The 26,408-nt window shown below is 58.9% G+C and carries 20 protein-coding genes and 1 riboswitch; of the genes, 5 read left to right on the top strand and 15 right to left on the bottom strand.

Annotated elements, in window-relative coordinates:
* Window positions 1-52: 52 nt before the first annotated feature.
* The 4 genes from AACP62_RS00375 to AACP62_RS00360 all read right to left on the bottom strand — a co-directional run bounded on the left by AACP62_RS00375 (window position 53) and on the right by AACP62_RS00360 (window position 5,946).
* The gene (locus tag AACP62_RS00375) at window positions 53-2,665 is read right to left on the bottom strand and encodes a glycoside hydrolase family 31 protein (protein ID WP_339345606.1); all 2,613 of its coding nucleotides are present in this window, start codon (window positions 2,663-2,665) and stop codon (window positions 53-55) included.
* 106 nt (window positions 2,666-2,771) lie between these two features.
* The gene (locus tag AACP62_RS00370; protein WP_045935920.1) at window positions 2,772-3,593 is read right to left on the bottom strand and encodes a carbohydrate ABC transporter permease; all 822 of its coding nucleotides are present in this window, start codon (window positions 3,591-3,593) and stop codon (window positions 2,772-2,774) included.
* Window positions 3,590-4,513, bottom strand: coding sequence for a carbohydrate ABC transporter permease (locus AACP62_RS00365; protein ID WP_045935921.1), 924 nt, complete (start codon window positions 4,511-4,513; stop codon window positions 3,590-3,592). The genes AACP62_RS00370 and AACP62_RS00365 overlap by 4 nt, the downstream gene beginning before the upstream one ends.
* 29 nt (window positions 4,514-4,542) lie before the next feature.
* The gene (locus tag AACP62_RS00360) at window positions 4,543-5,946 is read right to left on the bottom strand and encodes an extracellular solute-binding protein (protein WP_339345601.1); all 1,404 of its coding nucleotides are present in this window, start codon (window positions 5,944-5,946) and stop codon (window positions 4,543-4,545) included.
* Window positions 5,947-6,206: 260 nt separating this feature from the next.
* Between AACP62_RS00360 and AACP62_RS00355 the strand changes: the two genes are divergently transcribed.
* A complete protein-coding gene (locus AACP62_RS00355) occupies window positions 6,207-7,253 on the top strand; it encodes a LacI family DNA-binding transcriptional regulator (protein WP_154312965.1) in 1,047 nt (348 codons plus the stop codon).
* 116 nt (window positions 7,254-7,369) lie between these two features.
* On the opposite strand, the gene AACP62_RS00350 is transcribed toward AACP62_RS00355, so the two are convergent.
* Window positions 7,370-7,789: a DUF4186 domain-containing protein gene (locus tag AACP62_RS00350; protein WP_339345598.1), complete on the bottom strand. Its 420-nt coding sequence runs from the start codon at window positions 7,787-7,789 to the stop codon at window positions 7,370-7,372.
* 189 nt (window positions 7,790-7,978) lie between these two features.
* On the opposite strand from AACP62_RS00350, the gene AACP62_RS00345 reads away from it, so the two are divergent.
* The gene (locus AACP62_RS00345; protein WP_339345596.1) at window positions 7,979-9,268 is read left to right on the top strand and encodes a class I SAM-dependent methyltransferase; all 1,290 of its coding nucleotides are present in this window, start codon (window positions 7,979-7,981) and stop codon (window positions 9,266-9,268) included.
* A 91-nt stretch (window positions 9,269-9,359) separates the two neighbouring features.
* On the opposite strand, the gene AACP62_RS00340 is transcribed toward AACP62_RS00345, so the two are convergent.
* The 8 genes from AACP62_RS00340 to AACP62_RS00305 form a co-directional block, all read right to left on the bottom strand.
* Window positions 9,360-9,905, bottom strand: a complete 546-nt coding sequence (locus tag AACP62_RS00340; protein ID WP_339345594.1) for an FMN-binding protein — start codon at window positions 9,903-9,905, stop codon at window positions 9,360-9,362.
* Window position 9,906: 1 nt separating this feature from the next.
* Window positions 9,907-10,734, bottom strand: coding sequence for an ABC transporter ATP-binding protein (locus tag AACP62_RS00335; RefSeq protein ID WP_339346492.1), 828 nt, complete (start codon window positions 10,732-10,734; stop codon window positions 9,907-9,909).
* Window positions 10,735-10,778: 44 nt separating this feature from the next.
* Complete coding sequence (locus AACP62_RS00330; RefSeq protein ID WP_339346490.1) at window positions 10,779-11,945, bottom strand: ABC transporter permease; 1,167 nt, start codon at window positions 11,943-11,945, stop codon at window positions 10,779-10,781.
* A gap of 16 nt (window positions 11,946-11,961) precedes the next feature.
* Window positions 11,962-13,272: an ABC transporter permease gene (locus tag AACP62_RS00325; RefSeq protein WP_339345592.1), complete on the bottom strand. Its 1,311-nt coding sequence runs from the start codon at window positions 13,270-13,272 to the stop codon at window positions 11,962-11,964.
* Window positions 13,273-13,293: 21 nt separating this feature from the next.
* Window positions 13,294-14,568: a Fe-S-containing protein gene (locus AACP62_RS00320; protein ID WP_339345590.1), complete on the bottom strand. Its 1,275-nt coding sequence runs from the start codon at window positions 14,566-14,568 to the stop codon at window positions 13,294-13,296.
* A gap of 13 nt (window positions 14,569-14,581) precedes the next feature.
* A complete protein-coding gene (locus tag AACP62_RS00315; RefSeq protein ID WP_029678340.1) occupies window positions 14,582-15,205 on the bottom strand; it encodes an iron transporter in 624 nt (207 codons plus the stop codon).
* Window positions 15,202-17,016 carry an FTR1 family iron permease gene (locus AACP62_RS00310; RefSeq protein WP_339345588.1) on the bottom strand — a complete coding sequence of 605 codons (1,815 nt, stop codon included), beginning with the start codon at window positions 17,014-17,016 and terminating at the stop codon, window positions 15,202-15,204. Before AACP62_RS00310 ends, AACP62_RS00315 begins: the two co-directional genes overlap by 4 nt.
* Before the next feature lie 159 nt (window positions 17,017-17,175).
* On the bottom strand, window positions 17,176-18,666 hold the full coding sequence (locus AACP62_RS00305; RefSeq protein WP_339345586.1) for an amino acid permease: 1,491 nt from the start codon (window positions 18,664-18,666) through the stop codon (window positions 17,176-17,178).
* Between the two features lie 305 nt (window positions 18,667-18,971).
* On the opposite strand from AACP62_RS00305, the gene AACP62_RS00300 reads away from it, so the two are divergent.
* Window positions 18,972-20,432: an amino acid permease gene (locus tag AACP62_RS00300; RefSeq protein ID WP_339345585.1), complete on the top strand. Its 1,461-nt coding sequence runs from the start codon at window positions 18,972-18,974 to the stop codon at window positions 20,430-20,432.
* Window positions 20,433-20,450: 18 nt separating this feature from the next.
* Here AACP62_RS00300 and AACP62_RS00295 read toward each other — a convergent pair whose 3' ends face one another.
* Window positions 20,451-21,407, bottom strand: a complete 957-nt coding sequence (locus tag AACP62_RS00295) for a 3-hydroxyacyl-CoA dehydrogenase family protein (protein ID WP_339345584.1) — start codon at window positions 21,405-21,407, stop codon at window positions 20,451-20,453.
* Window positions 21,408-21,579: 172 nt separating this feature from the next.
* Window positions 21,580-21,758, top strand: a riboswitch (Lysine riboswitch).
* Between the two features lie 96 nt (window positions 21,759-21,854).
* On the opposite strand from AACP62_RS00295, the gene AACP62_RS00290 reads away from it, so the two are divergent.
* Together AACP62_RS00290 and AACP62_RS00285 are read left to right on the top strand one after the other, a co-directional pair.
* Window positions 21,855-23,330 (top strand): amino acid permease, encoded by a 1,476-nt coding sequence (locus AACP62_RS00290; protein ID WP_339345583.1) that lies wholly within the window; start codon window positions 21,855-21,857, stop codon window positions 23,328-23,330.
* Window positions 23,331-23,534: 204 nt separating this feature from the next.
* Complete coding sequence (locus tag AACP62_RS00285; RefSeq protein WP_110417796.1) at window positions 23,535-25,040, top strand: amino acid permease; 1,506 nt, start codon at window positions 23,535-23,537, stop codon at window positions 25,038-25,040.
* Between the two features lie 307 nt (window positions 25,041-25,347).
* Here AACP62_RS00285 and ilvC read toward each other — a convergent pair whose 3' ends face one another.
* Entirely contained in the window at window positions 25,348-26,397 is a 1,050-nt protein-coding gene (gene ilvC, locus AACP62_RS00280; protein ID WP_339345579.1) for a ketol-acid reductoisomerase, read from the bottom strand.
* Window positions 26,398-26,408: the final 11 nt, after the last annotated feature.

Genomic DNA, 26,408 nt, shown 5'->3' with positions numbered 1-26,408 from the left:
TGTCGGCTCCGGAGACAGACCCAGAGCCGACAATCTATTAGCCTCAATTAGCTTAAGAACGCAACAGTATCTCAGTCAAGGCCGATTGAACCGACCGTGGCACTGCCGAAGGCACCCCCTGTTCGCCGCCAGGGAATCCAGCTTGCAGGGTATCCAAACCCGCAAGCGCATCCACTCCTTGCCTGGACACCATATCCGCGAGCTGATCTTTAACTTCAAAAGAGATCTGCGCTCTCTTTAAGACCGCACCGGCGTCATGCATCGCGGGGTTGCTTGCCAACTCAGCCCGCTCAGGCAATATTTCAACTTTGGAGCCTACTGGCACCCTACCTAGATCAAGCCAGACTGTCAGTGTTGATTCGTCATATGTCGTTGGGACTTTCCTCACACTCCTGTCAATCCGCACCTTGCAATCCGTAGGTGCCCAACCGCGCAAAGCTACTTTCCAATGCCTGTAAGATGGCAAGGCTTCAACGCATCCATTAACAGCATCTATCGTGACTACGCCGCCGGAAGACCAATTAAGGCGGATGGCGGTCCTTGCAGCACCCGCCTCCCGTTCAGCCTTGTCAAGATCGGGAGAAACAGGGAAACGTCCAGCATCCTCGATCAAGGTGAAGCAACCGTCTGCACCAGGGAAAACCATCAGGACCATCTGTTCGGGGTTGCCAGACAGAGGATGGCAACCGACCGATAGTTCCTTCCTAGTTTCCGCCCTAGGTTTGCAACGTCCAACAGAATAGCTGTCAGGAGAGGAAACGCTCTCTCCACCCGGGGCTTCATAGGCAGGCCCTAAAGGAATAATTCCTCCGGCTTTTGCCAAGACCGGTACCCTGTCGATTGTCCGCCACAGGCTCAACCTGCGACCTTGCGGATCACCAGCTTGGTAATGACGACCGTCCATGCAATCAAACCAGTCCCCAGAAGGCAGCCAGGTTAGGCTCTCCCCCATTCTGGTAATGGCATCAACAGGCTGCAAGATCGGAGAAACCAGAATCTGGCTGCCAAACCAATATTCGCCCGGAAACGCATAAGCATCTTCGCATTCTGGATCTTCCCAGTAAAGAGGCTGGACCAAGGGGAGCCCTTCATATGCCGCCCGCCAGTTCATTGTATAGAGATAGGGTATCAGCGCCTGTCGTAAGCGCAAGGCATTCTCCATAGCGCCTCGGTAGGGCTGAGGATATTCCCAGGGCTCCTTCCCTTCGAACGGCGAAGCTGATGAGTGCAGACGGTTGATAGGACTAAAGGTACCCAACTGATACCATCTGGCCTCCAGCTCGTCATCCCGACATCCTTTCATATGGCCGCCAATATCATGACTCCACCAGCCAAAACCGATGTTGCTGGCAGTCGCAGTGAAGTAAGGCTGGAACTTCAGTGAATTCCAAGTGACAATGGTGTCGCCAGAGAATCCTATAGGGTACCGATGCGACCCAGGGCCGGCATACCTGGAAAGAATCAGGGGCCAATGACCGGAACGCGCACTGTCTAAGTAATGGAAGTGATTAAGCATCCACAAGGGGTCCAACCCCGGCACCCGAGTCACACCCCCCTGCTGCCAGTCCAGCCACCAAAAATCTACCCCCTGGGACTCCAGCTGATGATGCATTTGCAGGTAAGCCTTGAGGAAGCGGATATTCGTGAGATCGAACATAATCGGATCTCCCTTGTCTGCGTCCACCCCCAATGTCCGTGCCATATCAGCATATGGCTTCTCGAATGCTCTAATCCCATCTCTAGGATGAACATTGAGAGAAACATGCAAATCCCGCTTATGAAGAGAATGGAGGAAACTCTCAGGGTCCGGAATCAGCTGTCGATTCCAGGTATATCCAGTCCATCCGGACCCGTACTTGGGATCAACTGAATCCGTCAAATGCCAATCCATGTCCATGACGGCGACGGTGAATGGCAACCGAGATGCTCGGAAACGATCCATAAGACCTAGATACTCCGCTGAAGTATAGGGGTGGAAACGGCTCCACCAGTTTCCAAGAGCCCACCGTGGAAGAAGCGGAACAGGTCCGGTTAACTGGTAAAAATCCGCTAGGGCCTCCCGATAACGATGGCCATAGGCAAACAGATAGATATCTATCTCCTTGCTTTCCCTGGGGATGATCCAATGACCATACGGATCTTTCTCCCCCCCAGCCTGGTCAGTACGAACAATAAGGTTCGAAGATGAATCGTCCAGAATGGCCCACCCATCGCGGGAAATGACACCGTCTCCCAATTCGATTGATCCATCAGCCTCGTCAAGAGTTCTCGCTGTCCCACGCAGGTTATGCAGGGAATCATCACCGAAATGCCAAGTGTTGAACTGATTGGAAACCCCTTTCACCATGGCACTGAGCCCCTCCTTGGCAAAGGAGTTGTAATCATATTCCAGCCTTAGTGCTGGCGTATCAATGACAAGCTGTTCATCTCCTTTTATTACACGCGCATGGATTTGGTCTGGATCGGTGAAGTTTCTGTTGATTACAGTTTGAGTGGCCTGGTCTTCGAAGTCCCCTTTCGCAGACCATTCCAGCCTGATCAGGGAATCGCTCAGAATCCCTATCCTCCAGCAATCCCCACAGATGGTCCACCTGGTATTCATGGTTGGCTTAAGCTTGTTATTAAAAGCAGAAAAGCCTCGATATGAGTCATCTATTCCCCGCATAGAATAATTCCTTCCTCTGTTTTCTTATATCCAGACCCGCATCAAAAGAGCTTCCATGTAAAGAACCGGAAACCTGCTCCATTTAGAAGATCTTCTTGAACATTGTCTACTTGCCGCTACCGCTGGCCACTCCAGCTATAAACTGCTTCTGGAAAACCACATACACCACAAGCACCGGAATAATGGCGATAGAGGTTGCAGCAAACAAGCCACCGTAATCGGTCCCATATCGCCCACTGAACATCTTCAGACCTACGGAGAGCAGCTGTTTCTTCTCATCGGTGATCATCAAGAATGGCCAGAGGTAATCCTCCCAATTCCACAGGAAGGTAAATATAGCCAAGGCGGATATGGAGTTCCTGCTCATGGGCAGGATGATGCGGTGGAAGATTACTGCGTCCCCGGCACCATCCAATTTGGCCGCTTCCACGATCTCATCCGGTATTCCTCCAATCGACTGGCGGAAAAGAAAGACTCCGAAAGCGTTGACGAGGCCCGGAGCCAGCAGAGCCTTGTAGGTATCCAGCCAACCAAACTTGGTCATCATCTCGTATTGAGGAATAATGGTGACTGCCCACGGTACCATCATGGTGCTAAGCACAATACCGAATATCAAATTGCGCCCTCTGAACCTCATCTTCGAAAACACATATCCCAAGGCTGCGCTTGTGTAGATGATCACGACCGTCTTGAACGATGACACGAACAAGGAGTTCAGAAAAAGACGGAGAAAATCGAACTTCTCCTGTATGCCCCGGTAATTGCTCAGAGTTGTGGGTTTGGGGAAGATACCGCCTGACACTTTCACGATCTCGCTGTTGGGCGCAAATGACGAAATGAACATCCAGACAAAGGGGATGATTGTGATCAGAGCAAGGATGAAAAGCATCCCAGTCAGGATCCAGGACCACATTTTCCTTGCTCTCATGATTCCTCCATATCCATATCACCTGAGGCCTTGAACATCAGAATCGTGAGTATTCCTGTCATAAGGAAGAGAAGAACACTCATGGCCGAAGCTGTGCCGAACTTGTATTTCTGGAAGGCCTCATCGAAGATGAGATAGCTGATTGTGTATGTTTGCGTTCCGGGTCCACCGCCAGTCATGATCATGATCTGCACGTAAGCCTGAAGATAACTGATCAGGGAAGTGATGACGATGAAGAGAGTCATTGGCTTCAGCAGCGGAAGCGTGATTTTCCAAAAAGTCTGCCATGCATTGGCTCCATCAATAGCGGCAGCTTCGTAAACACTTCTCGGCAAACTCATCAATGCCCCCAGATAGAGCACGACCGCGTACCCGAAATCCTTCCATATTGTCATGATGATCACGGCCGGCAAGGCCCAGTTGGGATCCTTGAGCCAGTTGATATCCAGCCCAAGAACCCGGTCGATCATGCCGAACTGCGGGTCAAACATCCAAACCCATACAAAGGCCACCGCAACCATAGGGGTGATGGTCGGCATATAGAAGAGACCACGCAGCGTATCCTTGGCCTTGACCAACTTCGAACTGAGCAAGAGCGCCAAGCCCAAACCGAGAACAATACGGAACACAACCGATACCAGGCAAAAGACAGCCGTGTTCCCTATGGACTTCCAAAACAGACCGTCGGAAAGCACCAGACGGAAATTATCAAAACCGACCCATTTATAGGTCCCTATCAGGGGATTCCAATCATGCATGCTACCTGCGAATGCCTTGAATATCGGGTAGATCATGAACACGCTGAAATATATGACCAGGGCCGCAAGAGATACGTTCCTCATCGTGAATACACGACCGAGGCCCTTACCAGTCTGGATGGTCTTGCTGCCTGTGTGACCTGTTTTCGTCACTGCCTTCATAGCTGTGCCTTCCGACGTCCATCCATGGTCTATCGCCTTGCCTCCTTATAGAAGGCATAGGCAGGCTCAAGTGATTTGAATCCGGTGCCTTTGATGTCTTTCTCCATCAGAGCCTGGGTCGAGTCCAGGGCGCTATCAATCGATTTATGGTTCTGGAAAACGTCCTGGAAAGACTTTTTGGCGCTTGATTCCATAGTTGAAGGCGTCGGTCCGGGCCAAATCAACCGGTCGATTCTAGGCTTGATAGCGGCCATGATCGGCATGGACAGAATCTCTGAATCGTTCTGCAGGGACTTCTTAGCCGGGAACGAATTGAAGGCCTTTGCATCGTCCTTGATGAACTTGTCATTGGCGAGGATGTATTTGAGGAAGTCCTGTGCCGCCTCCTGCTGTTCTTTGGATTGGTTCTTGTTGACGCCAGGGGTCGATTCTCCGTTGTAACGATCGTAGGCAAAAGGCGTCTGCTCAGAGAAGGTCGGGGTTGCGAAGACGCCGTAATCGATATCCGGATACTTCAGCTTCAGCGTGCCAGCAAAACCTCCCCACTGGTAGACCATGGCCGTCTGTCCATTGCCGAAACTCTGCCCCATATCCACGCCGAACGCCGTTGAAGCCACCTTATATTTGTCATACAGGTCCTTGATGAACTGCATGTTCTCTTTGGTCGTTTCATTTTTATAGTTGGGTTTCGTTCCTGAGGAATCAAACATGAGCTCGCCTTTTTGATAATTGAGCCCCTGCCAGAGACCAGGGTAGCCCGCGCTTGCTTCGTCTCCGTTGAGGTTAAAGCCGGATTGCACCATCTTGGAGCCATCCCATTTGGTAAGTTTCTGGGCGACTGTAACCAACTGGTCCCAAGTCTTCGGAATGTCGGAATCCGTCAAATTGGCCTCCTTCCACAGCTTCTTGTTGTAATAGATGTTCCCCGTGTTGATGACCGTATCGATGTAGTAGGCCTTGCCCTTCTCAAGGTGGGCGGAGACCCCGGTGTAATCGGCTTTGAGCTGGTCTGCGGGTATATCAATCGGGGCCATATAAGGCTTCAGGAGGGCATCTTGTGAATTATGGATAGCAAATAAAGCAGGTCCATTCTTGCCTTTCAAAGCTAGCGGAACCTTCGTCCAATAGTCAGCCCAAGCAACATTCACAATTTTGAAAGTGACATTGGGGTGAATCTTCTGATAATCACGGGTCATAGCACTGATGGGGTCCTGTTCCTTGTCGACCCAAGACCAGTATTCAAGCTGAATGGGCTTGCCTTTATTCACAAGGTGGTTGGGGTTGTACTTGACATTCACCCCAAGAGTTTTCAATCCCTTATCGGCCTTGGTGTCAGTCTGGCCTTCGCCCTGACCGCCCCCGGCACCACACGCCGACAAAGCAATTATGCTAACGGTCGCAACAAATGTAGCCAATACGCGTTTTACTCGCATTGTTTTTCCTACCTCCTTGTAAGATACTCACTTGCGAGACCTATTGTATATCAAAGAATCGGGCTCTATATTCAATCATTCATAACAAATTATCAAGTAATGCGACCCTTAGCATTATTTAGCTATTCTTCCTGAGTCAATTACCGCTCGCTACATCCCAATATGCGGCGTGTCGATCTAATCCATCTGCAAGCGAGGATAAAGTGAGCGATTGTTATACTTACAGAGTTGGTTGCATTTTCTCCGCATTGAGGTGGCAAGTGTCCAAAGCCAGCGTTTACGACGTTGCTCGCGAAGCAGGGGTGTCGATTTCGACAGTATCGAGATCTTTCACCAGTCCAGAAAAGGTGTCAGCGAAAACACGGGCGAAGGTAATGAAGGCCGCTGAGGCCATGAATTTTACCGTTACGCACACGGCAGCAAGCCTTAAAACCGGCCGGACATTCCGCGCCGCACTGCTGGTTGGCAACGAACGCTTGGATTGGTTCGGCTCCTTGGTACGCGAAGGGCTGGATTCCATCCTCCATCCGGCTGGCTACGACACCTCCATCTATCCCATCGGCGACTCCGAAGAACAAGAGCATTTCTTTGCCGAACTGCCTATCAGGAGAAACGTTGATCTGGTTTTCGTGTCCTCTTTCGACATCACTTCCAAGGAAACCAGCCGCTTGAGTAGTATCAATGTACCGATTATCGGCATCAACGTGGAATCGAACCATGACCTGGACGGTTCAGTGAAAATCGATGACGCAAAGGGTATCCAGCTGGCGGTCAATCATTTACTTACACTTGGTCACCGGAACATCGCGTATATGCACATCTCGCCAAAATCGTCCCTGCACTTCAGTTCCTTGAACCGTTTGCAAGGTTTCCTGGAAGCTTGCAGACAGTGGCCGGAACCAGTGAAAACCGAATTAATAAAGCTGCAGCCCGGACAAGACGTATTCAGCTCCTTTATTTCTCAGCTTCAAAGCATGGAAAGCCGCCCTACTGCTCTCTGCTGCCAGGATGATTCGGTCGCTATCCCGTTACTTTTCAAACTCAATCGTTTTAGGCTCACCGTCCCAGGTAACCTTTCCCTGGTTGGTTTCGATGACAGCACTTACGCAGATAAAATCGGGCTGACAACAATTCGTCAGGATCCTTTTGATCTGGGCGCCAAGGCTGGTTCGCTCGCATTGGAATTTCTGAAGAAAACCCCACCAAAGAACCCATACATAACCTTGGACACCCAGATCATGATTCGTAACACGACTGCCCCGATTGAAGACACCCGCCCCTTGGATAAATGGGCCTGCAATTCATGATTTCACACCGCCGTAAGTGTGATACGAAAATATTTCCTTGGAAACACCAGAAACACGACATTAGTGGGCAGGTCACCAAATATTTATCGGACCGGATCAGGCAACCAAAATCAGGTCTAAAGCAATTCCGGGGCAGATGCCGGATGATTCACCAAATCCCGCTCGATCCAGGCCATGACCAGCCTGGCCAGGGCATCAACCTCCGCATCGGTCAGAGCCCGGCCTCGCGGTATATGATGCCAGCGCTCGATGCACCCCCGGCAACAGGTGGCTGTGGCATGCTGGGCCGTGAAGACCGGATGCCCGCGGTAGGGGGTCTGCTTGCCATCCTTCAAAGGGTGGGCAGGCCCCACACGCTTGGCCAGCATCTCATGGGCGTGGCGGTCGATGGTATCCCTACCCTTGGCACGGGCGTAGGCGCGATCCTTGGCCGACAGAGAGAAGCCGGCCCGGAAGCGCGAATGCCCCAATCTGGCAAGAGTGTCCTGGGTCCAGGCCTCATCTGCCCCGACCGACGCTGATCCGCTGCTGGTCATTGCCTGATCGCCTCCATGTTTAGCCTTACCAAAGAGTCTGTACCCAGGCAAGGTTTCCCATGCGGAATAATTCACCAAACATGGACCCAACGGGGACCAGTGTCAGGGGTAGGGTGAAGACAGTACTTGTATCCACTAACTACCAGACCCGCCATGTTCGGTCATGTCCGGGTCACACAAGGGGGCTTCATGGCCAAAAGCAAGATGACTGTAGCCGAGATGATCGGGCTCTTCCTCACCCCTGACGCGCCTGTGCAGGTGACCGCCTTCGATGGGTCGGTCTTCGGGCAGGACCAAGCGCCGCTGCATCTGGAAGTCAAGAATTCCCGTGCCATGTACTACATCACGGAAAATCCCAACGACCTGGGTCTGGCCCGCGCCTACCTGCAGGGCGATCTGGATTCTCCCGAGTTGCTGCCGGGCAACCCCTATCAGGTCCTCAAGGAGCTGATGGGCCTCAAGCACTTCGTCAAGCACCCCAGCAAGATGGAGCTGGCGCGGGCGGCTGGAGCCGTCTTCTCGCACGGAGTGCGCGTACCCGAGCCGCCGGCCATCGAAGGACCTTCCCTGGCCAAGCGACTGACCGAGGGCATCCGCCCCCACACACGTCGGGGCGACGCGGCCACCGTCAGCTACCACTACGACCAGTCCAACGACTTCTACCGGCTCTTCCTGGGGTCCTCCATGACCTACACCTGCGCCGTCTTCGAGAAGGAGGACGACAGTCTGGAGGACGCTCAGTGGCACAAGCTCAACATGGTCCTGGACAAGATGCACCTGAACAAGGGCGACCGTCTGCTGGACGTGGGCTGCGGCTGGGGTTCCATGGAGATCGCGGCCGCCCGCCGCGGCATCCACGTCATCGGCGTGACTCTGGCTGAGGAGCAGGTCGAGTGGGCCCAGAACTGGATCCGCCAGGAGGGCCTGCAGGATCTGGCCGAGGTCAGGCTGATGGACTACCGCGACGTGCCTGAGTCCGGCTTCGATGGAATCTGCTCCATCGGCATGATGGAGCATGTCGGCTACAAGCAGTACCCCTCCTACTTCAAGGAGATGATGGACAAGCTGCGTCCGGGCGGCATCCTGCTCAACCACCAGATCACCCGCACCAACTCCCATGACCACAAGCGGGCCGGCGGCTTCATCGACCGCTACATCTTCCCCGACGGCGAGCTGGCCAGCCCGGCCGAGATCGAACTGGCCATCCAGGATACCGGCTTCGAGGTCATCACCCAGGAGAACCTTCGTCAGCACTATGCGCTGACCCTCAAGCACTGGACCGAGAACCTCCAGGAGCATTGGGACCAGGCCAAGCCCATGGTGGGCGAGCCCAAGGCGCGGCTCTGGGGCCTGTACATGGCCGGCGCGCGGCTCAACTTCGAACTCGACAACATTCAGATACACCAGTTCCAGTGCATCAAACCTGATCCAGAGACCGGCACGGACACCTATCCGCTGCGGCCCTGGTGGGACCGATAACTACGCGACCGTTAAAACCATAAAGCCTGAAAAGGGGCGGGGAGTCAAATCCTCGCCCCTTTTTGTTTACGCAACCCTTACAGCCCGGTCCTCAGGACGACCTGTCCGCCGAAGCTTCCAGCCGGGCCAGGTCCAGAGCCTTGTTAAAGGCATCCGAAGTCCAGCTGGCCCCGGCCACCTTGTCCACCTTGAGCTCCTTGAGCGGGCGTCCCTGGACCACTCCGGGCACAGCCCGGGCAAAGCGTTCCATGTGGCCGCGCGAGACGGGCGAATCCGAATGCCCCTGGACCTGGACCCGGGTCACCTGGCCTCCCGACAGGTCCAGATCCACATCGATGCTGTCAGCCCCGTCATGCCCGTACTTGCCCGTCAGGGCGTAAGTACCATCGTGATAGTTGCCCGTGTCAGCCGGGGCGGTCGGCAGTCCATCACGGGAAACAGCCGTGGGCGTGCCCTCGCCCGCAGCGCCGGCTCCCGATTCTGGTGCAGAGCTGGACTCTGCGCCCGATCCGGCGAACTCGTCGTCCATGGGCTTGGCCTCCTGGCTTCCGCAGCCGCCCAGGAGGGAGCCGACCGCCACCAGGGTCACCAGGGTTGCCGAGGCTGTGGCCAGTCCCCGAGACTTGCTTGTAGCCATTTCAACGCCCTCCTTCTGCATCAGCAGCCGATCCCGGCAGGGAGCCGCCGGTCTTGGCCGTCTTGGTGGGGTCATGGAAGCCCACCGGAATATCCTGGTCCCCGGTATCTCCAGGAGCCCCACTGAAGGCCGGCCGACCTCCGGCTGCCAGGTAGGCCTGCTTGGCCTCCTCATCGTTCCACTGCTCACCGGCCAGCACACCGTGGTTGAGCATGATCTCCCGCTGGGCGCAGGAGGCAACCAGGGCATCGTGCGTAACCACGATCAGGGAGGTTCCCTGGTCATGCAATTGCCTAAAGAGGTCCAGCACGATCCGCTCGTTGGCCTCGTCCAGGTTGCCGGTGGGCTCGTCAGCCAGGATCAGCTTGGGCTCGTTGATCAGCGCACGTGCCACGCAGACCCGCTGCTGCTCGCCGCCCGAAAGCTGGCTGGGCAGGTGGCGGGCCCGATCCGCCAGACCCACCCGGTCCAGGGCCTTCATGGCCTGATCCTCGTCCACCACCGAGTGGTAGTACTGGGCCACCATGACGTTCTCCAGGGCGGTCAGATGTGGGACCAGGTAGAACTTCTGGAAGACCAGGCCGATCACATTCTTACGCACATCGGCCAGCTGGGACTGGCTCAGATCCTCCAGCTGCCGCCCCTGCAGACGGACCGAGCCTCGGCTGGGGGTGTCCATGCAACCCAGAATGTTCATCAGCGTGGTCTTGCCCGAGCCGGAGGACCCCACCACGGCCAGCCACTGGCCCTGCGGGACGCTCAGATTCAGATCGTCCAGGGCATGCAGATCGCCGTAGATCTTGGAAACGTGGTCCAGATCCAGCAGCATGCCGCCGCCCGACTGGGACTCGCTCGCCTTTGCCTGCGTCATTGTCATTCCTCCCTCAAAACCAGGGCCGGGTCGATACGCGAAGCCCGGAGGACCGGCCGGATGGATGCGATCATCGATATGGCCACGCTCAGCAGGACCGTGCCCAGGGCCAGCCACCAGTTGAAGCCCAGCGGACGCTGGAAGACGGATAGGCAGAGCAGCCGGGCGAAGCCATAGCCCAGGGCGGTGCCGACCAGACCTCCGGCCAATCCGTAGCAGGCCGACTCCGCCAGAAACTCCATGGCTATCCCCCGCGAAGAGGCACCCAGAGCCTTGCGCAGGCCGATCTCGCTGCGCCGTTGGGAGACGATGGAGGCCATGGTGGTCCCCACGCCCACAAAGGTCAGGACCAGTACCACCACCGAAACCAGCCAGAAGAGCGACTGGAGCATGGCGATGGTATGGCTGTCGCCCGCTGTGATCCTGGTGACCGGCCGGGCCTTGACCCCCATGGAGGTCATGTCGTTGATGCCTGCGGCGATGGTCTTCAGCCCCGAAGTCATGGTGTTGACCGAGTATTCGATGACATCGGTGCCCCGCTTGGCCCCGGTCAGGAGCTCCAGATCGGCCAGGTCGGCATAGATAATGCGATCCTCGGGTCCACCGGTATCGACGATGCCCCCCACACGAAAGTCACGGCCCTGGCCTCCGGCCTTGCCTGTGCCGGTGACCTGGCTTGCCGGGTAGCCGATGGTCATCTGCTTGCCAGTGGTCAGCCCCAGCGAATCAGCCAGGTCCCGCCCCACCATGACCGAACCGGGCCGGGGCCAGGAACCTTCCACGCTCCAGTGACGGTTGAGCTGACGCACCTGGTCTGGGTGGATGCCGGCCATCTCGCGGGCCCCGGCATTGACCTGCACCGTTTCATATCGATAGGTGGCGTACCGGGCCGGGGCCTTGGCGGTCACCATGTGGGTAGTATGGTCCACCATGCCCTGTTCGATGCCGGACCCGGACCTATTGCCCCCCTGGATGGGCGAGACGACCAGGTTGGCCCCGTAGGAACGCATCTCCTGGTTGATCTGTCTAGGGGCCTCGATGCAGACCGCCGCCAGGCAGAAGAGGGTAGCTGCGCCCACCAGGGATGCCACCACGGCCATCAGTGCACGTCCCCGACGACGGAAGACGGCCCCGAAGAGCATGGTCAGGAACATGCGGGTATTGGTCATATGGCTCTTATGGCGATCAGCGGCCATGAAGCACCTCCGCCGGCCGAAGCCGCAGAATCGATCTGATGGACGAGATGGACGCCAGCAGCACTGTAATGGCCAGCAGCACGAAGACCAGCACGAAGACCATGGGTCGCATGGTGATGCCCGAGCCGAAGACCACCCTGCCTACGATCTGAGCCACTCCAGAGCCCAGCAAGGCGCCGACCAGAGCCCCGGCCAGGGCGATCAGGGCCGTCTCGGCTAGCACCAATCGGGATACAGCCCCGTCGGTGGCGCCCAAGGCCTTGAGCAGGGCGAACTCCGAGGACCGCTCGGATATGGAGGACGCCATCAAATTGGCCACGGCGATGGCTGCCGCCAGCAGGCTGAGCACGGTCATCAGGATCATGACCGCCTGGGTCTTCTGCAGAACATCGCCCTGCAGGGCTGCCACCTGTCTGACCTGCTTGGCCATGGACCCGGGGATGGCCTCCTCGATCTGGTAAGCGATGGATGAGGGGTAGGCCGTGCAGTACCAGGTCTCCCACTCGTCCTGGGAGAGGGCAGCTGGGTTTCGTGCGGCCTTGCGGGCCAGGTCGTTCTCGGGCGTGGTCAGAGCCTTGACCTCCACCTGGTCGATCTGATCGGTCAGGCCGGACATCTCCTGCAACGGCCTGGTAGGCAGGTAGAGGGAGGAGGCGTCAGAATCACCGGAGTCGAAGATGCCCACAATGGTGACGGTCCGCTGTTGATCACCCAGACCGACCCTGACCTGGTCGCCAACCTGACGGCCGCCCAGTCGTGCAGCCAGCTCCTTGCCCATCATGGCCTCGGTCCTGCCGCCGGACCCGGCCTCGTCCTTGGGCCAGCGGCCTTGAACCTTCCACCAAGGCCTAAGACCTTTGAGACCTGCAGTACTGCTCTCGCCGCTGTCTACCTTGACTGTCCGGCCGAACCAGGTGCCTACCAGGGGGGCACCGACCTGGTCCACAGTGCCACGAAGATCCAGGCGGGGAGCGAAGTCGGTGATGTTGTAGGCCCAGAAGATGGTCTTGATCTTGGGCACCTGGGACTCCTTGAGGAAGGCGGTTGGCGTTGACTCATCGCCTGAGGGGCTGCCCTCCTGGTCGCCGTAGAGGTCGGAGACCACGGCATCAGCCTTGGCTTGGACCGTGATGTTGGATCCATAGGTGGAAAGTTCCGCGTTGAGCTTGTCACCCACGTCGAAGACCACCCCCAGCATGGCCGTAGCCACGCAGGCAGACAGGCAGACTGTGGCGGCGATGAGCATTCTTCGCCCGAACTGGCGGCTGAATGACCGCAGCATCATTCGCATGAAGAACATACCAACCGCTCCTTCCCTTTTTCAGCTCTTGAAGTGCGATGACAGGGCATCCAGGTCGGCGGTGCTGATCAGTATGGCGCCCCGGCCGGTCTTGTATGGCAGAGGGACGGGATTGCAGCCGCCCTTGAACCCGATGGTGGCCAAGTTGATGGCTACGTCGCACTTCTTGCAGATGATCTTGCCGTCTTTTTCGTAATAGCCCGCATCCCCGCAGTTCTCGCAGGCATCCAGCCCGACTCCGTAGGCTGCGCCGTTCTTGCGGATGATGATAAAGCGCATCTCGGTGCCGTCCTTGGCCCGGTAGCTGAATCGATGCAGATGGCCATCCTCCACCTGGGAGAAACGAATGGTAGCCGTATCGGAGGTCAAGGAATACCGCTCCGGAGGCGAGAGCACGGGGACCTTGTGGGCCTGGGCCGTTCCCACTGTCAGGGCCAGGGTGACGCCGATCATAGCCACCAGGCTCCAGACCGCTGATGCCAGGGCCCTTCGGCGGAAGGCCCGGTGACTACGGTCTTCCGCTGTGGAGGCTCCGGTCACCGGCATACGCCAGCCTGCAACCAAGCAGGCCAAGACTGGAATGATGAAGACCAGAACCTGGGCAAGGACCAGGGTCAGATCGGCGTTGTATCCCAGGGCCATGACCCGGAAGGCCCAGCCGTGCAGAAGAACCAGGCCGGTGGTCTGCATCAGGGCCACCAGGGCTACGCCGTGCCGAATCAGCAGCAGGACCACCATGAGCAGGGCGGCCAGACGGAAGGCTATCCGGGGGCAGGAAGTATGCATGGTCCTCAGAATGGCAGCCACTATCACAGCGGCAGCCAGACCAAGCAGGAAGCCCAGGGCCCTCAGAAGCATGGCCGAGGTCATCACCGGCTCCCCCGGCTCCACAAAGGCCGTAAGCTGCAGGATGACATCGGGCAGGGCACGGAAGGTGGTCAGGGCTATGGCCAGGGCCGCCAAACCGTTGGCCAGATCCATGGCCCAGGGGCGGCGATGCCAGTCCGAAACCAGCCGGTCGGCGGCCAGCACCACCACGATGGCCGCCAGATCGGTCAGAACGCAGGCTACCAGGGTCGGATAGTTGACCATGGTTCGCCGGTTGATGATCACGGTGGCGCGCAGGAGGGCAAAAACCAGCGCCCCCAGCACGCCGACCCCCAGGCCAATCAGCCGCCAGGAAGAAGAACGGGGCCGATCGCGACCCTCGCCAACCCCCAAAAGCACACTGAAAACCATGACCAGGAGGGCCGGGGCCAACGTCCCCGGCAAAACCGTGACAAATTGCTCAAGCATGGTGCATAGCAGCTTACCACTGGTGGGGCGTGTAGTCCCAGTCCCAGCTGACCACGATGGGCTCGGTCCAGAAGTGTCCCTTCACGCCGGTCTCCGGGTCGACGTGCAGCATCCAGCCCTTCTTCTCAGGAGAGTCGATGGAATAGGTCAGCTTGTAGGAGCCGGCCTTCTCCATCTTGATGTTGGCTCCGTAATGCGGGCCATCCGAGGCGTTCATCTGCATGAAGGTGCCGGACTGTTTGTCGTTGGGATCATCCTTGTTCTGGATGGTGTAGTTGACGGTCAGATCCGGAACGAACTCCCCCTTGGCATAGCCCAGATTGTTGTTGGGCAGGGCGTGGATATCGGCCTCCAGGTGCAGGCTGGCATCCGCTGCCTTCAAGCCCATGGAAGCGGGCTCCATGTCGATGGGCTGGAAGAAGACCGTGCCGATGTTCAAGGGGCCCTTCTGCTGATCGTCGGGCGGGATGGGGATCTCTTCGAACCCTGCTCCCTTGCCTGCCGAGGATTGGGAGGCACCGGAGGCCTCAGGCGCTGGGGCCTCACGGGTGCCTGACCCGCTGGAGCCGCACCCCGCCAGGGCCAAAGTGCCCGAGAGCACCAGCGCGACCAAGGCGGTCAATTGTCTCTTCTTCATGATTGTCCTTCGCTCTTTGGTGTTTGCATGGATGCCGTGACCTGGGAGGACACAGCCCCTTCGACGGCCCGATCGGCTTCCGTCTGATGGACGGGTGCCGACGGGGACCCGTCGGAGTCCTGATTCGACCGTGATTGCTCCTGCTTGTGCAGGCGGCGGGTCGACACAATTGCCAGCACGACCACGACCAGAGCCGCCAGAATCTGGGCGCCGATGGTCTGCGTGTAGGGATACAGCCCGATCCAGTCGCTGGTGGGCACACCGGGCAGATAGGTGGCCGGCACCAGGTCGCCCTCGATCAGGGCATGGACGCCACCCCCGGCGAAGATGACCACCATGACCGCCATGAGCAGGCTGGTGATGATGAAGAAGGGCCGGATGGGGATCTTGACCGAGGTGAAGCGGATGAGCACGAAGACGATGACCAGGACCACGGCGGCAGCCGCAAAACCGGCCCAGATCTCCCGTGAACCACCAGGTGCCATGGCAAAGATGGCCTGGTAGAACATGACCGTCTCAGCCCCCTCCCGGAAGACCGCCAGGAAGGAGAGCAGGGCCAGGGAGATTACGCTGCCCTTGGAGATGGCAGCCACGGTCCGGCTTCGGATGTAGTGGTTCCAGGATTCCACAGAGGACTTGGACAGCATCCAGTTGCTGGTGTAGAGCAACATGAGCATGGCTACCAGGGCCACCACGCCCTCCAGAATCTCCTGTTGGGGACCATTCCCGTTGAAGAGCAGGGTGAAGAGCAAGGCCACCAGACCGCTGGCCACCAGGCCCGCTGCAATGCCCCAGTAAATGTGCCGGACCTTGTCTTTATGGCCGGACTTGACCAGGTAGGCGATGATGGCCGCCACCACCAGGATGGCCTCCAACCCCTCCCTCAGCAGGACTACGAAGGCCTGGCCGAAGGCTGAGGTCAGGAAGGACGTCCACCCATTGACCTGGTCCGCGGCACCTCCGTCCAGAATGGCTGCGTCCTCGACCAGCATGCTCTTCAGGTCGTTCACCAGGGTCTTGGCCGGCTTGCCCGCCACCATGGCCATACGGGTCTCCTTGAACTGGTACTCGACCTGGGAGACCCTGTTGCCGCTGATGGCGTTCATGACGTTCTTCTCGAAGCCCAGCTTCTCGTAATACTGGTAATAGGCCTTGTTGACCAGGTCGGATCCCGCCTGGCCCTGTCCCTTGGATGCTTGCGCGAGTGCCTGATCCAGGATGGGCGTCATCTCGTGGGCCACCTGGGTCCAGGTCCGGTCGCCCTTGCCCTTGTTCCGATGCTTCTTGGCCGCGTCCAGCCTTTGACGGTCCGCCTTGATCTGCTCCTGCTGAGCCTTGGCATAGGCACGGGGATTGGCCAGCCCTTGGGTGGCATCCAGCTGGGTGGCCGCAGCGGCCAGGTCAGCCTTGAGTTTTTCGCTGCCCTGGGTCAGGGTCTGCCCGGCATCCGGGGCGTAGACCTGATTCTGCAGGGCCTGGAACTGCCCATCCAGTGCGTTGCGCCTGTCCTGCCCCAGGGTCGACTCCACCACCGAGACAAATCCGGAACCCACGTAGCCCACGTTGTAGGCTCCCATGAATTCCGATGCCGCCCCGGCGCGATCCCCCCTGGCATAGTCCTCACAACCTCGATCCAGCTGATGGGATACGGAACCAGCCACCTGGGTCCAGCTGCCATAATCCGTGGCTCCGCTCGCCGCCATGGCCGACTGCGGGGTCTGCAGAACCAGGAATATCAGGGCCAAGAGCAGGCATGAGAGCAGGGAGCCAGCGGTCCTGGCCACTCGTGTCCTGCCGACCTGTGCAACCATGGGCGATGATCTCCTTCGTCAGTCCCTCGTAATCGAACCTGCGGGAAACGAAGGCCGATTTGACAACTACCGAAAAACAATCTAGCCCAAGCACAAGTGGAAAAACAGACTTGTTTATAGCGTTTTGAGGCCATATAATGCGCCGACGCTCACGGATGATCAGTCGGTCGACAGCGGTTCACCCTTATGCTTCCACAGGCAGATACCCCCGAATACCAGCAGCCAGACCAATCCCAGTATGGCTGGATACCGGGTGTCGGGAGCCAGGAAGAGCGAGAGATAGATCAGGACGAAGAAGGCAATGGCAACGGTTCCGGTCACCCGGTAGGCAGGCATGATGAATCCATCGGGCATGAAATCCTTGCTGGCCCTGTAGCGACGGTGAGCAAGCAGGGTCAGGATGTAGATGAAGATGATGACCGCGCTGGAGCAGGAGGTGAACAGGACGAAGGTATCCTCGAAGCCAGGCAGCAGATGCAGCACCGGAGATAAGAGGATCAACACCCCGGACAGAACGATGGCCCGGGCGGGCACCTTGCCGCGGCGCGAAATCGTATGCAGGCTGCGCATCACTGGAGAGCGGCCGGCGGCGGCCAGCTGGAAGAGATTGCGGCCGGCGGAGTAGAGCAGGGAGTTCAGCGAGGAGCTGGCTGCCGTGATGACCACGAAGAAGACCAGTGCGGCTGCCCAGTCCACCCCGGCATAACGGAAGACCATGACGAAGGGCGAGGTGAAGCTGCCGTCGGCGTTGGGGCGGAAGGAGCGCCAGGGCACAATCAGCATGATGGCGACCAGGGCGCCCACGTAGAAGATCAGCACCCTCAGGATGATCTGGTTGATGGCCTTGGGCAGGACCTTGCGGGGATTCTGGGTCTCGGAGACGGTGACTCCCACGAACTCGATCATCTCGTAGGCGAAGAAGACCATCTGGAAGCTCATGAAGAAAGCCATCCACCCGTTGGGCGCCAGACTCAGGCCGGTGGTGATGTTGTCCAGGCCAGCATGACCGGCCGGGCTGATCCGGTCCTGTCCCGGCATGTGGACGGCCGGATAGTGGAAGCCCGTGATGACCATGACCACGGCCGTGGCAATCATGGCCAGAATCAGGGTGATCTTGATCATGGAGAACCAGAACTCGGTCTCTCCGAAGACCCGCACGGCAATCAGGTTGATACATACCATGGCCGCCAGAAAGCAGAGCTCGATCAGACCCCGCCAGGCGCTCAGATCAATGCCGAAGGTGCCGAAGAAGGTGACGAAGTAGGTGCCCACGGCAGTCAGCTCGGACATGCCGATCAGAATGAGCACAATCCAGTAGGACCAGCCGGCGAAGGACCCCCATCCCTGGCCCAGGTAGCGGCTGATGAAGGCGATGAAGGTGTGCTGGACGGGGCTGCGATACATGAGCTCGCCAATGGCCCGCATGAGCAGGTACATGATCACGCCGACGCCGATGTAGACCAGGATGATGGAGGGCCCGGTCAGGGCTATGGACTTGCCCGACCCCAGGAAGAGCCCGGTGCCGATGGTGCCGCCGATGGCGATGAACTGTACATGCCGGTTGCTCAGACCGCGTTCCATGCCGTCGCCTGCCGAGGCGCTGTCACCTTGATTCTGCTGTGCCAAAGGGCCATTGCCCGTACGGTTCATGCGACTGCACCTCCTTGTCTTCACAACCCATTAATCATCGCCGTCCAGGAAGGGACGTCCCACCGAGGCCGGTAGGTCAGCAATACCACAGAGGTGCCGATAACCGGGAGCGGACGGGAGGCACCGACGCCCATGGTAGGGCCTGGCGGTCACCATTCGGTGAATTGACTGTCTCATATGGCGGACGCCTTTATTCCACAATGCAAAGGCACAGCCATTCTGCTCGGGTCGGCTCCTATAGGGTTGGCCCTGTCGGCCGGCAACATTCAGCCGGCAACCATCACCACCTAAGGAATGACATCCCCATGGATCAACCCAAGGAGTCGCAGGGCAAGGACCTGCGCAAAACCCTGAAGAACAGGCATATCCAGCTCATCTCGCTGGGCGGCGCCATCGGAACGGGACTCTTCTACGGGTCCGGGGAATCCATCTCATTGGCTGGGCCGTCCATCATCATCGCCTATCTGATAGGCGGTCTGGCCATCTTCATGATCGTCAGGGCCATGAGCGAAATGAGCGTGGAAGACCCCAAGTCCGGCGCCTTCAGCTACTACGCCACCCGCTACTGGTCCAAGCGGGCAGGTTTCGTTTCAGGGTGGAACTACTGGATGAACTATGTGCTGGTATCCATGGTCGAACTGTCCGTGGTGGGCACCTTCGTCAACTTCTGGTTCCCGGCAATCCCCGCCTGGGTCTCTGCAGCCTTCTTCCTGGTGGTCATCACGGCCGCCAATCTGATGGGAGTCAGCAAGTTCGGCGAGTTCGAGTTCTGGTTCGCCATCATCAAGATCGCGGCCATCGTCGCAATGATCATCGGCGGACTGGCTGTCGTGGTCATGGCCCTGCCCACTGCCAACGGACTGCGGGCCTCCTTTGCCAACTGGTTCACCGTGGGCGGCGGATTCCTGCCCAACGGACTCATGCGTCACGGGGCCAATGGCCAGTGGACCGGTCTGCTCATGTCGCTGGCGGTGGTCATGTTCAGCTTCGGCGGCACGGAACTCATCGGCATCACCGCCGGAGAGGCCTCCGATCCCCGTCGGACCATCCCCAAGGCCACCAACGCCATCATCTGGAGGATTCTGGTCTTCTACATCCTGACGCTTGGGGTGATCATGGCCGTGGTTCCCTGGAACGCCATCGGCAAGCCCAATGCTCAGGGTATGGTCGTCAGTCCCTTCGTCCAGATCTTCGACTCGGTTGGAGTCCACGCGGCCGCAGGCATCCTCAACTTCGTCTGCCTGACCGCAGTCATGAGCGTCTACAACTCGGCCCTCTACTCCAACTCCCGCATGCTCTTCTCCCTGGCCCGGCAGGGCAATGCCCCCAAGTATCTGGGGAAGCTGTCCAAGGGAGGGGTGCCCTACGCAGGAGTGCTGACCTCGGCCTGCATCATCGCCCTGGCCGTGGTCGTGGTCTTCCTCTGGCCCCAGTTCGCCTTCAACTACCTGATGAGCATCGCCACAATCTCGGCCATCATCAACTGGTCAATGATCATGGTGACCGAGATGCTCTTCCGGCGTGCTGTTGCCCGCGGCGAGGGACCCGGCGACCTGGCGGGCAAGACCGGCGAAAACGCTCTGAACGTCCTGCACTTCAAGCTGCCCTTTGCCCGGGTGACCCCCTGGGCGGTCCTGGCCTTCCTGGCCATGATCGTGGTGCTCATGTGCTTCTCGTCCAGCTACCGGGTGGCCGTCATCGCCGGGCCCATCTGGCTGATCGTCCTCCTGGTGGCCTACCAACTGACCCAGCGGCGAGCGCAGTAGCGATACAAGCGGGAGAACTCAGCGGCCCTCCTCCTTCTTGCGGTCCGCGACCAGCGCCTCCAGCAGTCGCCGGTCGCGGTCGGCGATCATGGCCTGGCTCTCGGCACCCTGCCAGGAATAGAACCCCTGGCCGCTCTTGGCACCCAGCTGCCCTGCTTGAACCTTGGCCTTCAAGATCGGGTCCTCGCCGGGACGGTTGTCCAAATCGTCGTAGAGGTACTTGGAGATATTGTCGAAGACATCCAATCCTCCCAGATCAGCGCTGGCAATGGGTCCAAGGATGCTCCACCGCCGACCCAGGCTGTAGGTGACAATCTCGTCGACGGCCTGCGGAGTGGCGATGCCGCGTTCCACGATATTCAGGCACTCCCGAATGACAGCCGCCTGGATACGGTTGCCTACGAATCCGAGTGATTCCGTGGACAGCGCCACAGCATGCTTGCCGATGCGGTTCATGAGCTCGACCGCGGTATCCACTACTCCCTGATCAGTGTCCGCAGCAGGGACCACCTCGACCAGGGGCATGAGCTGGGCGGGATTCCAGAAGTGGGCCACCAGGAACCGCTGGGGATGTTGCAGTACCGAGGCGATCTCAGTGGGCCCTAATCCCGAGGTATTGGTAGCCAGAATGGTCTGCTCGCCAACTATGGTCTCCACCTGCTGCCAAACCTGGTGCTTGACATCCATGTCTTCCAAGACGGATTCGATGACAAAATCGGCATCAGCCAGAATGCCGTAATCAGTGTCCTCCTGAATCCGATCCAGCACGCTCTCCCTCTGATCCTGGGGAATCAGCCCGGCACCGATAAAGGTATCCAGATCATGCTCAATCAGTCCCCTCCCACGGTCCAGGGCCTGCCGACTGGAGTCCACCAGCCGGACCGGATACCCGCGCATGGCGAACTGGAGCGCCGTGGCATGCCCCATGGTGCCCGCCCCGATATTGCCGATTACCTTGATGTCGTCGACCTTCATCAGTCACTGCCTTCTTTCCTAACGAATTCACGCCCATCCTACGCGGTCAATCGGCGCAGCCGGGACTCCCAGCAGAGCCATACATTGCAAGATTTGCCTATCGATCATTGGAGACGACGGAAACCGTTCGGACCTTGTCTGAGAATCCCTCTATGCTGGCCCGTAATTGCAAAACCACTGAAGAGGTCGCCGAACCTATCAGTAACCGGGAGCAGACAGTGCGGTGTCGCCAATTCCCGGCGAAAGGAGGTCCGGCCGAAACGGTGCGGATCCGCCCATCCGTCCCGTTGGGCCCGGGTCGAACAGGTCCGGGACTGTCGCAACCCCATGTTGCGGAGCGCTATGTGCAGTGTCACGGACAGGCAATACGTCTGGATTCCGCCTGAGCGGAACCGGCCGGAACCGTCGTCATAGGGCTCTCAGGTCAGTTCAAGGAGAAGAGCAGTCATGGCGACCAGGCAGGGCGGAAAGGCCAGTCCCTCCGCATCCACCGACCGGGTCCAACGCAACCTCAAGACCCGACACGTCACCATGATCGCCCTGGGCGGCTGCATCGGTACCGGCCTGTTCATGACCTCCGGTTCCACCATCGCCAAGGCGGGACCGGGAGGCGCGCTGGTGGCCTACGCGGCCATGGGCCTCATGGTCTACTTCCTGATGACCAGTCTTGGCGAGCTGGCCACCCACCTGCCCACTTCCGGCTCCTTTGCCGCCTACAACGCCCGCTATGTGGATCCGGCCCTGGGCTTCGCCATGGGTTGGAACTACTGGCTGAACTGGGCCATCACCGTGGCTGTGGACATCTCCACCGCAGCCCTGCTGATCCAGTACTGGCTGCCACACACTCCTGGCTGGATCTGGAGCCTGCTGGTCCTGGTGACTATCTTTCTGATCAACGCCCTGACCGTGTCGACCTTTGGCGAGACCGAGTTCTGGCTCTCCCTGATCAAGGTTATGACGGTGATCGTCTTCCTGGTCATCGGTCTGGCCATGATCTGCGGAATCATGTTCCGCCCAGCCGTGGGCCTGGGCAATTTCACCTACAAGGACGCCCCCTTCGTGGGCGGGTTCCCTGCCATTCTCAACGTCTTTCTGATTGCAGGCTTTTCCTTCCAGGGCACCGAGCTGATCGGGGTCACGGCCGGCGAATCCAAGGACCCGGCCCGTGCCGTTCCCAAGGCCATCAACGACGTCTTCTGGCGGATCCTACTCTTCTATATCCTGTCCATCTTCGTCATCGCCGCGCTGATTCCCTATACCAGCCCCAATCTGCTCAGCTCCGCCCAGGGGGACATCGCCATGTCGCCTTTCACCCTGGTCTTCCAACGTGCGGGCCTGGCCTCGGCAGCCAGCGTCATGAACGCCATCATCCTGACCTCGGTCCTCTCGTCCGCCAACTCAGGGGTCTACGCCTCAACCCGAATGCTCTATGCCCTTGCCAAGGACCATTACGCCCCGGCCTTCTTCGGGCACACCACCCGTCACGGCATCCCCATGGCCTCGCTGATCGCCACTCTGGTGGTCTCCCTGGCCACCTTTGCCGCCAGCATCTTCGGCCAGCCTATCTACATGTGGCTGGTTGCCGCCTCGGGGCTGACCGGATTCATCGTCTGGATCGGCATTGCACTTAGCCACTATCGATTCCGCCGCGCCTGGGTGGTCCAGGGCCACCGGGTTGAGGAGCTGCGCTACCACGCCAAGCTCTTCCCCTTGGGACCCATCCTGGCCCTGATCCTATGCGTCATTGTCATCGGCGGGCAGAACTTCGAGGCCTTCGTCAACTGGAACTGGCAGGAAATCGGCGTCACCTACATCAGCGTGCCCCTGGTGCTTGCGCTCTACCTGGGTTACAAGATCCGACACCATACCCGGATCGTGCCCCTGGAGGAGATGGATTTGAGCGGGGATCCGGAATCGCTATGAAAGATTTGCCAGCTAACATGACACATTGTGACCACGGGAGCCGAAAGGCCATACCAATGGCATAGACTCCCTAAGCGTTCGAGGACCGGCTCAAGGACCCGGCCATATGAATCTATTCCGGCATCCAGCCGGCATATCAGGAATCGCAATTTCAGTACGACCCCGGACTCCCCGGTGCGTCGCCCAGCCAAAAGGAGGAGGATCATGACGCAGAATACCAGCAATGCAGCGTCGAACACCAATCAATCCGACCGGGCCGGGCAAGAGCATCATGGCTACGGCAGCGTCAAGCGTAACCTCAAGACCCGCCACATCTCCATGATCGCCCTGGGCGGCTGCATCGGCACCGGCCTGTTCATGACCTCCGGCTCCACCATCTCCACAGCCGGCCCCGGCGGCGGACTCCTGGCCTACATAGCCATGGGCGTCATGGTCTACTTCCTGATGACCAGCTTGGGCGAGCTGGCCACCCACCTGCCGGTGTCGGGATCCTTCGCCGCCTACAGCGCCCGCTATGTGGATCCGGCCCTGGGCTTCGCCATGGGCTGGGACTACTGGCTGAACTGGACCATCTCGGGTGCCGTGGACATCTCCACCGCCGCTCTGCTGATCCAGTACTGGCTGCCCCACACCCCAGGATGGATATGGAGCCTGCTGGTCCTGGTCATCGTCTTCCTGATCAACGCCCTGACGGTCTCCGCATTCGGCGAGACGGAATTCTGGCTCTCACTGATCAAAGTGGCCACCATCATTGTCTTCCTGGTCATCGGCATGGCCATGATCTGCGGAATCATGTTCCAGCCGGCGGTCGGCCTGAAGAACTTCACCTACAAGGATGCCCCCTTCGTGGGAGGGTTCCCGGCCATCATGAGCGTCTTCTTGATCGCCGGCTACTCCTTCCAGGGCACTGAAGTAGTGGGCGTGACCGCCGGCGAGTCCGAGAACCCCGGCAAGGCGGTCCCCAAGGCCATCAACGACGTCTTCTGGCGGATCCTGCTCTTCTATGTGCTCTCCATCTTCGTCATCGCCGCCCTGATCCCCTACACCAGCCCCAACCTCCTGGGAGCATCTGACGGGAACATCGCCATGTCGCCCTTCACCCTGGTCTTCCAGCGGGCCGGCCTGGCCTCGGCAGCCAGCGTCATGAATGCGGTGGTGCTGACATCCATCCTCTCGGCCGTCAACACCGGAGCCTACGCCTCCAGCCGCATGCTCTACGGATTGGCCAAGGACCACTATGCCCCGGCCATCTTCGCCAAGACCACCAAGAGGGGCATCCCCCTGGCGGCCCTGGTGGCCACGGTCTGCATGTCCCTGGCCACCTTCGCCTCCAGCATCTTCGGCCAGTCCTTCTATATGTGGCTGGTGACCGCCACCGGGCTGACCGGGTTCATCGCCTGGATTGGCATCGCCCTGAGCCACTTCCGCTTCCGGAGGGCCTTCAAGCTCCAGGGGCACGACCTGAGCGAGCTCAAGTACCACTCCAAGCTCTACCCGTTCGGCCCGGTCCTGGCCATGGTGCTCTGCGTCATCGTCATCGCTGGACAGGACATCCCCTCCCTGCTCAGCCTGAACTGGTCGCACATGGCCATGACCTACTTCAGCGTGGTCCTGGTTCTGGTCCTCTACCTGGGCTTCAAGTTCGTCAACCACACCAAGATCGTGCGCCTCAAGGACATGGACGTGTCCGGTGCCGAATCCGCACGCTGAAGCAGCAGGCGCAGCGGACACCCTGTAAGTAGTTCAACAGTTCAACGTCCTTATATAACAAATGGTGCCCCGCAGATGGTCGTTCCACCCGCGGGGCACCGCTGTATATCCTCCCGCATTGAATATTTCGCACATCCATATGACCGACCCGGTCAGCGAACAATCTGAGCGCGCAACTGAAACATGAGTGTTCGGTCATGATAACAAAATGGCCGTTCCCTCATCGGCTTTGCATCCGGATAAGGGGACGGCTATTTGCTGAATGGTCAGTCGGACTAGGCAGGGTCCTCCCGACAGAACCTAGATGTCACTGCACCTGGGAACGGGCGATCTTGCCGGTGAAGGACTGGGCCTCGTCGGCATCCTTGACGTCCTTGTTCCAAGAGAACATGGCGCGCAGCTTGGGGCCGACCTCCTCGATCTTCTCGTGGGAGTACTTCTCCTGGAGCTCCTTGAACTTGGGGGCGCCGGCATCCTGATCGTCGATGAACTCCTTGGCGAAGGAGCCGTCCTGAATGCGCTGCAGCTGGTGACGCATCCTGTCCTTGGTGGACTCGTCCACCACGGTGGAGGTGAAATCACCGTACTGAGCGGTGTCGGAGCAGGACCAGCGAGCCTTGTTCAGGCCGCCCTCGTTCATCAGGTCGACCAGCATCTTGAGCTCGTGGCAGACCTCGAAGTAGGCGATCTCGGGCTGGTAGCCAGCCTCGGTCAGCACTTCGAAGCCAGCCTCGACCAGGTGGTTGACGCCGCCCATGAGCACATCCTGCTCGCCGAAGAGGTCAGTCTCGGTCTCTTCCTTGAAGGTGGTCTTGATGGCGCCGGCGCGCAGGGCGCCCAGAGCCTTGGCGTAGGCCAGAGTGATGTCCCAGGCGTCGCCGCGGGGATCCTGCTCCACGGCCACAACCACGGGCACACCACGGCCAGCGACGTACTCACGACGGACAATATGGCCCGGGCCCTTGGGGGCCACCATGAAGACCGGATGGTCGGCGCTGGGCTTGATGTAGCCGTAATGGATGTTGAACCCGTGGGCGAAGGCAACTGCCGCACCGTCCTTGATGTTGGGCTCGATGTCATCCCGCCAGATGTTGCGCTGATACTGGTCGGGGGCCAGAATCATGACGATGTCGGCCTCTTTGGTGGCCTCGGGCACGGTCTTGACCTCCAGGCCCTGCTCCTTGGCGAAGGGCACCGACTTGGAGTTGGCACGCAGGCCGACCACAACGTCCACACCGGAATCACGCAGGTTCAGCGCATGAGCATGTCCCTGGGAACCGTAGCCGATGATGGCCACCTTCTTGCCATCCAGAACCGAAAGGTCCCCATCCTTCTCATACCAAATCTGTGCTGCCATTATCTACACTC

Origin of the sequence: Bifidobacterium apis (genome assembly GCF_036986835.1) — a bacterium.
GTDB lineage: Bacteria > Actinomycetota > Actinomycetes > Actinomycetales > Bifidobacteriaceae > Bombiscardovia > Bombiscardovia apis_A.
Note: the sequence above shows the minus strand (reverse complement) of the source record. Positions and strands in the feature narration are given on the sequence as shown.

What these genes read in the sequence shown, in the direction of transcription:
- AACP62_RS00375 (WP_339345606.1), bottom strand. Translation starts at nt 2,665, where the DNA reads ATGCGGGGAATAGATGACTCATATCGAGGCTTTTCTGCTTTTAATAAC.
- AACP62_RS00305 (WP_339345586.1), bottom strand. Translation starts at nt 18,666, where the DNA reads ATGAACCGTACGGGCAATGGCCCTTTGGCACAGCAGAATCAAGGTGAC.
- ilvC (WP_339345579.1), bottom strand. Translation starts at nt 26,397, where the DNA reads ATGGCAGCACAGATTTGGTATGAGAAGGATGGGGACCTTTCGGTTCTG.
- AACP62_RS00310 (WP_339345588.1), bottom strand. Translation starts at nt 17,016, where the DNA reads ATGGTTGCACAGGTCGGCAGGACACGAGTGGCCAGGACCGCTGGCTCC.
- AACP62_RS00365 (WP_045935921.1), bottom strand. Translation starts at nt 4,513, where the DNA reads ATGAAGGCAGTGACGAAAACAGGTCACACAGGCAGCAAGACCATCCAG.
- AACP62_RS00340 (WP_339345594.1), bottom strand. Translation starts at nt 9,905, where the DNA reads ATGGCTACAAGCAAGTCTCGGGGACTGGCCACAGCCTCGGCAACCCTG.
- AACP62_RS00300 (WP_339345585.1), top strand. Translation starts at nt 18,972, where the DNA reads ATGGATCAACCCAAGGAGTCGCAGGGCAAGGACCTGCGCAAAACCCTG.
- AACP62_RS00350 (WP_339345598.1), bottom strand. Translation starts at nt 7,789, where the DNA reads ATGACCAGCAGCGGATCAGCGTCGGTCGGGGCAGATGAGGCCTGGACC.
- AACP62_RS00315 (WP_029678340.1), bottom strand. Translation starts at nt 15,205, where the DNA reads ATGAAGAAGAGACAATTGACCGCCTTGGTCGCGCTGGTGCTCTCGGGC.
- AACP62_RS00325 (WP_339345592.1), bottom strand. Translation starts at nt 13,272, where the DNA reads ATGTTCTTCATGCGAATGATGCTGCGGTCATTCAGCCGCCAGTTCGGG.
- AACP62_RS00290 (WP_339345583.1), top strand. Translation starts at nt 21,855, where the DNA reads ATGGCGACCAGGCAGGGCGGAAAGGCCAGTCCCTCCGCATCCACCGAC.
- AACP62_RS00345 (WP_339345596.1), top strand. Translation starts at nt 7,979, where the DNA reads ATGGCCAAAAGCAAGATGACTGTAGCCGAGATGATCGGGCTCTTCCTC.
- AACP62_RS00285 (WP_110417796.1), top strand. Translation starts at nt 23,535, where the DNA reads ATGACGCAGAATACCAGCAATGCAGCGTCGAACACCAATCAATCCGAC.
- AACP62_RS00360 (WP_339345601.1), bottom strand. Translation starts at nt 5,946, where the DNA reads ATGCGAGTAAAACGCGTATTGGCTACATTTGTTGCGACCGTTAGCATA.
- AACP62_RS00370 (WP_045935920.1), bottom strand. Translation starts at nt 3,593, where the DNA reads ATGAGAGCAAGGAAAATGTGGTCCTGGATCCTGACTGGGATGCTTTTC.
- AACP62_RS00330 (WP_339346490.1), bottom strand. Translation starts at nt 11,945, where the DNA reads ATGACCAATACCCGCATGTTCCTGACCATGCTCTTCGGGGCCGTCTTC.
- AACP62_RS00295 (WP_339345584.1), bottom strand. Translation starts at nt 21,407, where the DNA reads ATGAAGGTCGACGACATCAAGGTAATCGGCAATATCGGGGCGGGCACC.
- AACP62_RS00335 (WP_339346492.1), bottom strand. Translation starts at nt 10,734, where the DNA reads ATGCTGCTGGATCTGGACCACGTTTCCAAGATCTACGGCGATCTGCAT.
- AACP62_RS00320 (WP_339345590.1), bottom strand. Translation starts at nt 14,568, where the DNA reads ATGCTTGAGCAATTTGTCACGGTTTTGCCGGGGACGTTGGCCCCGGCC.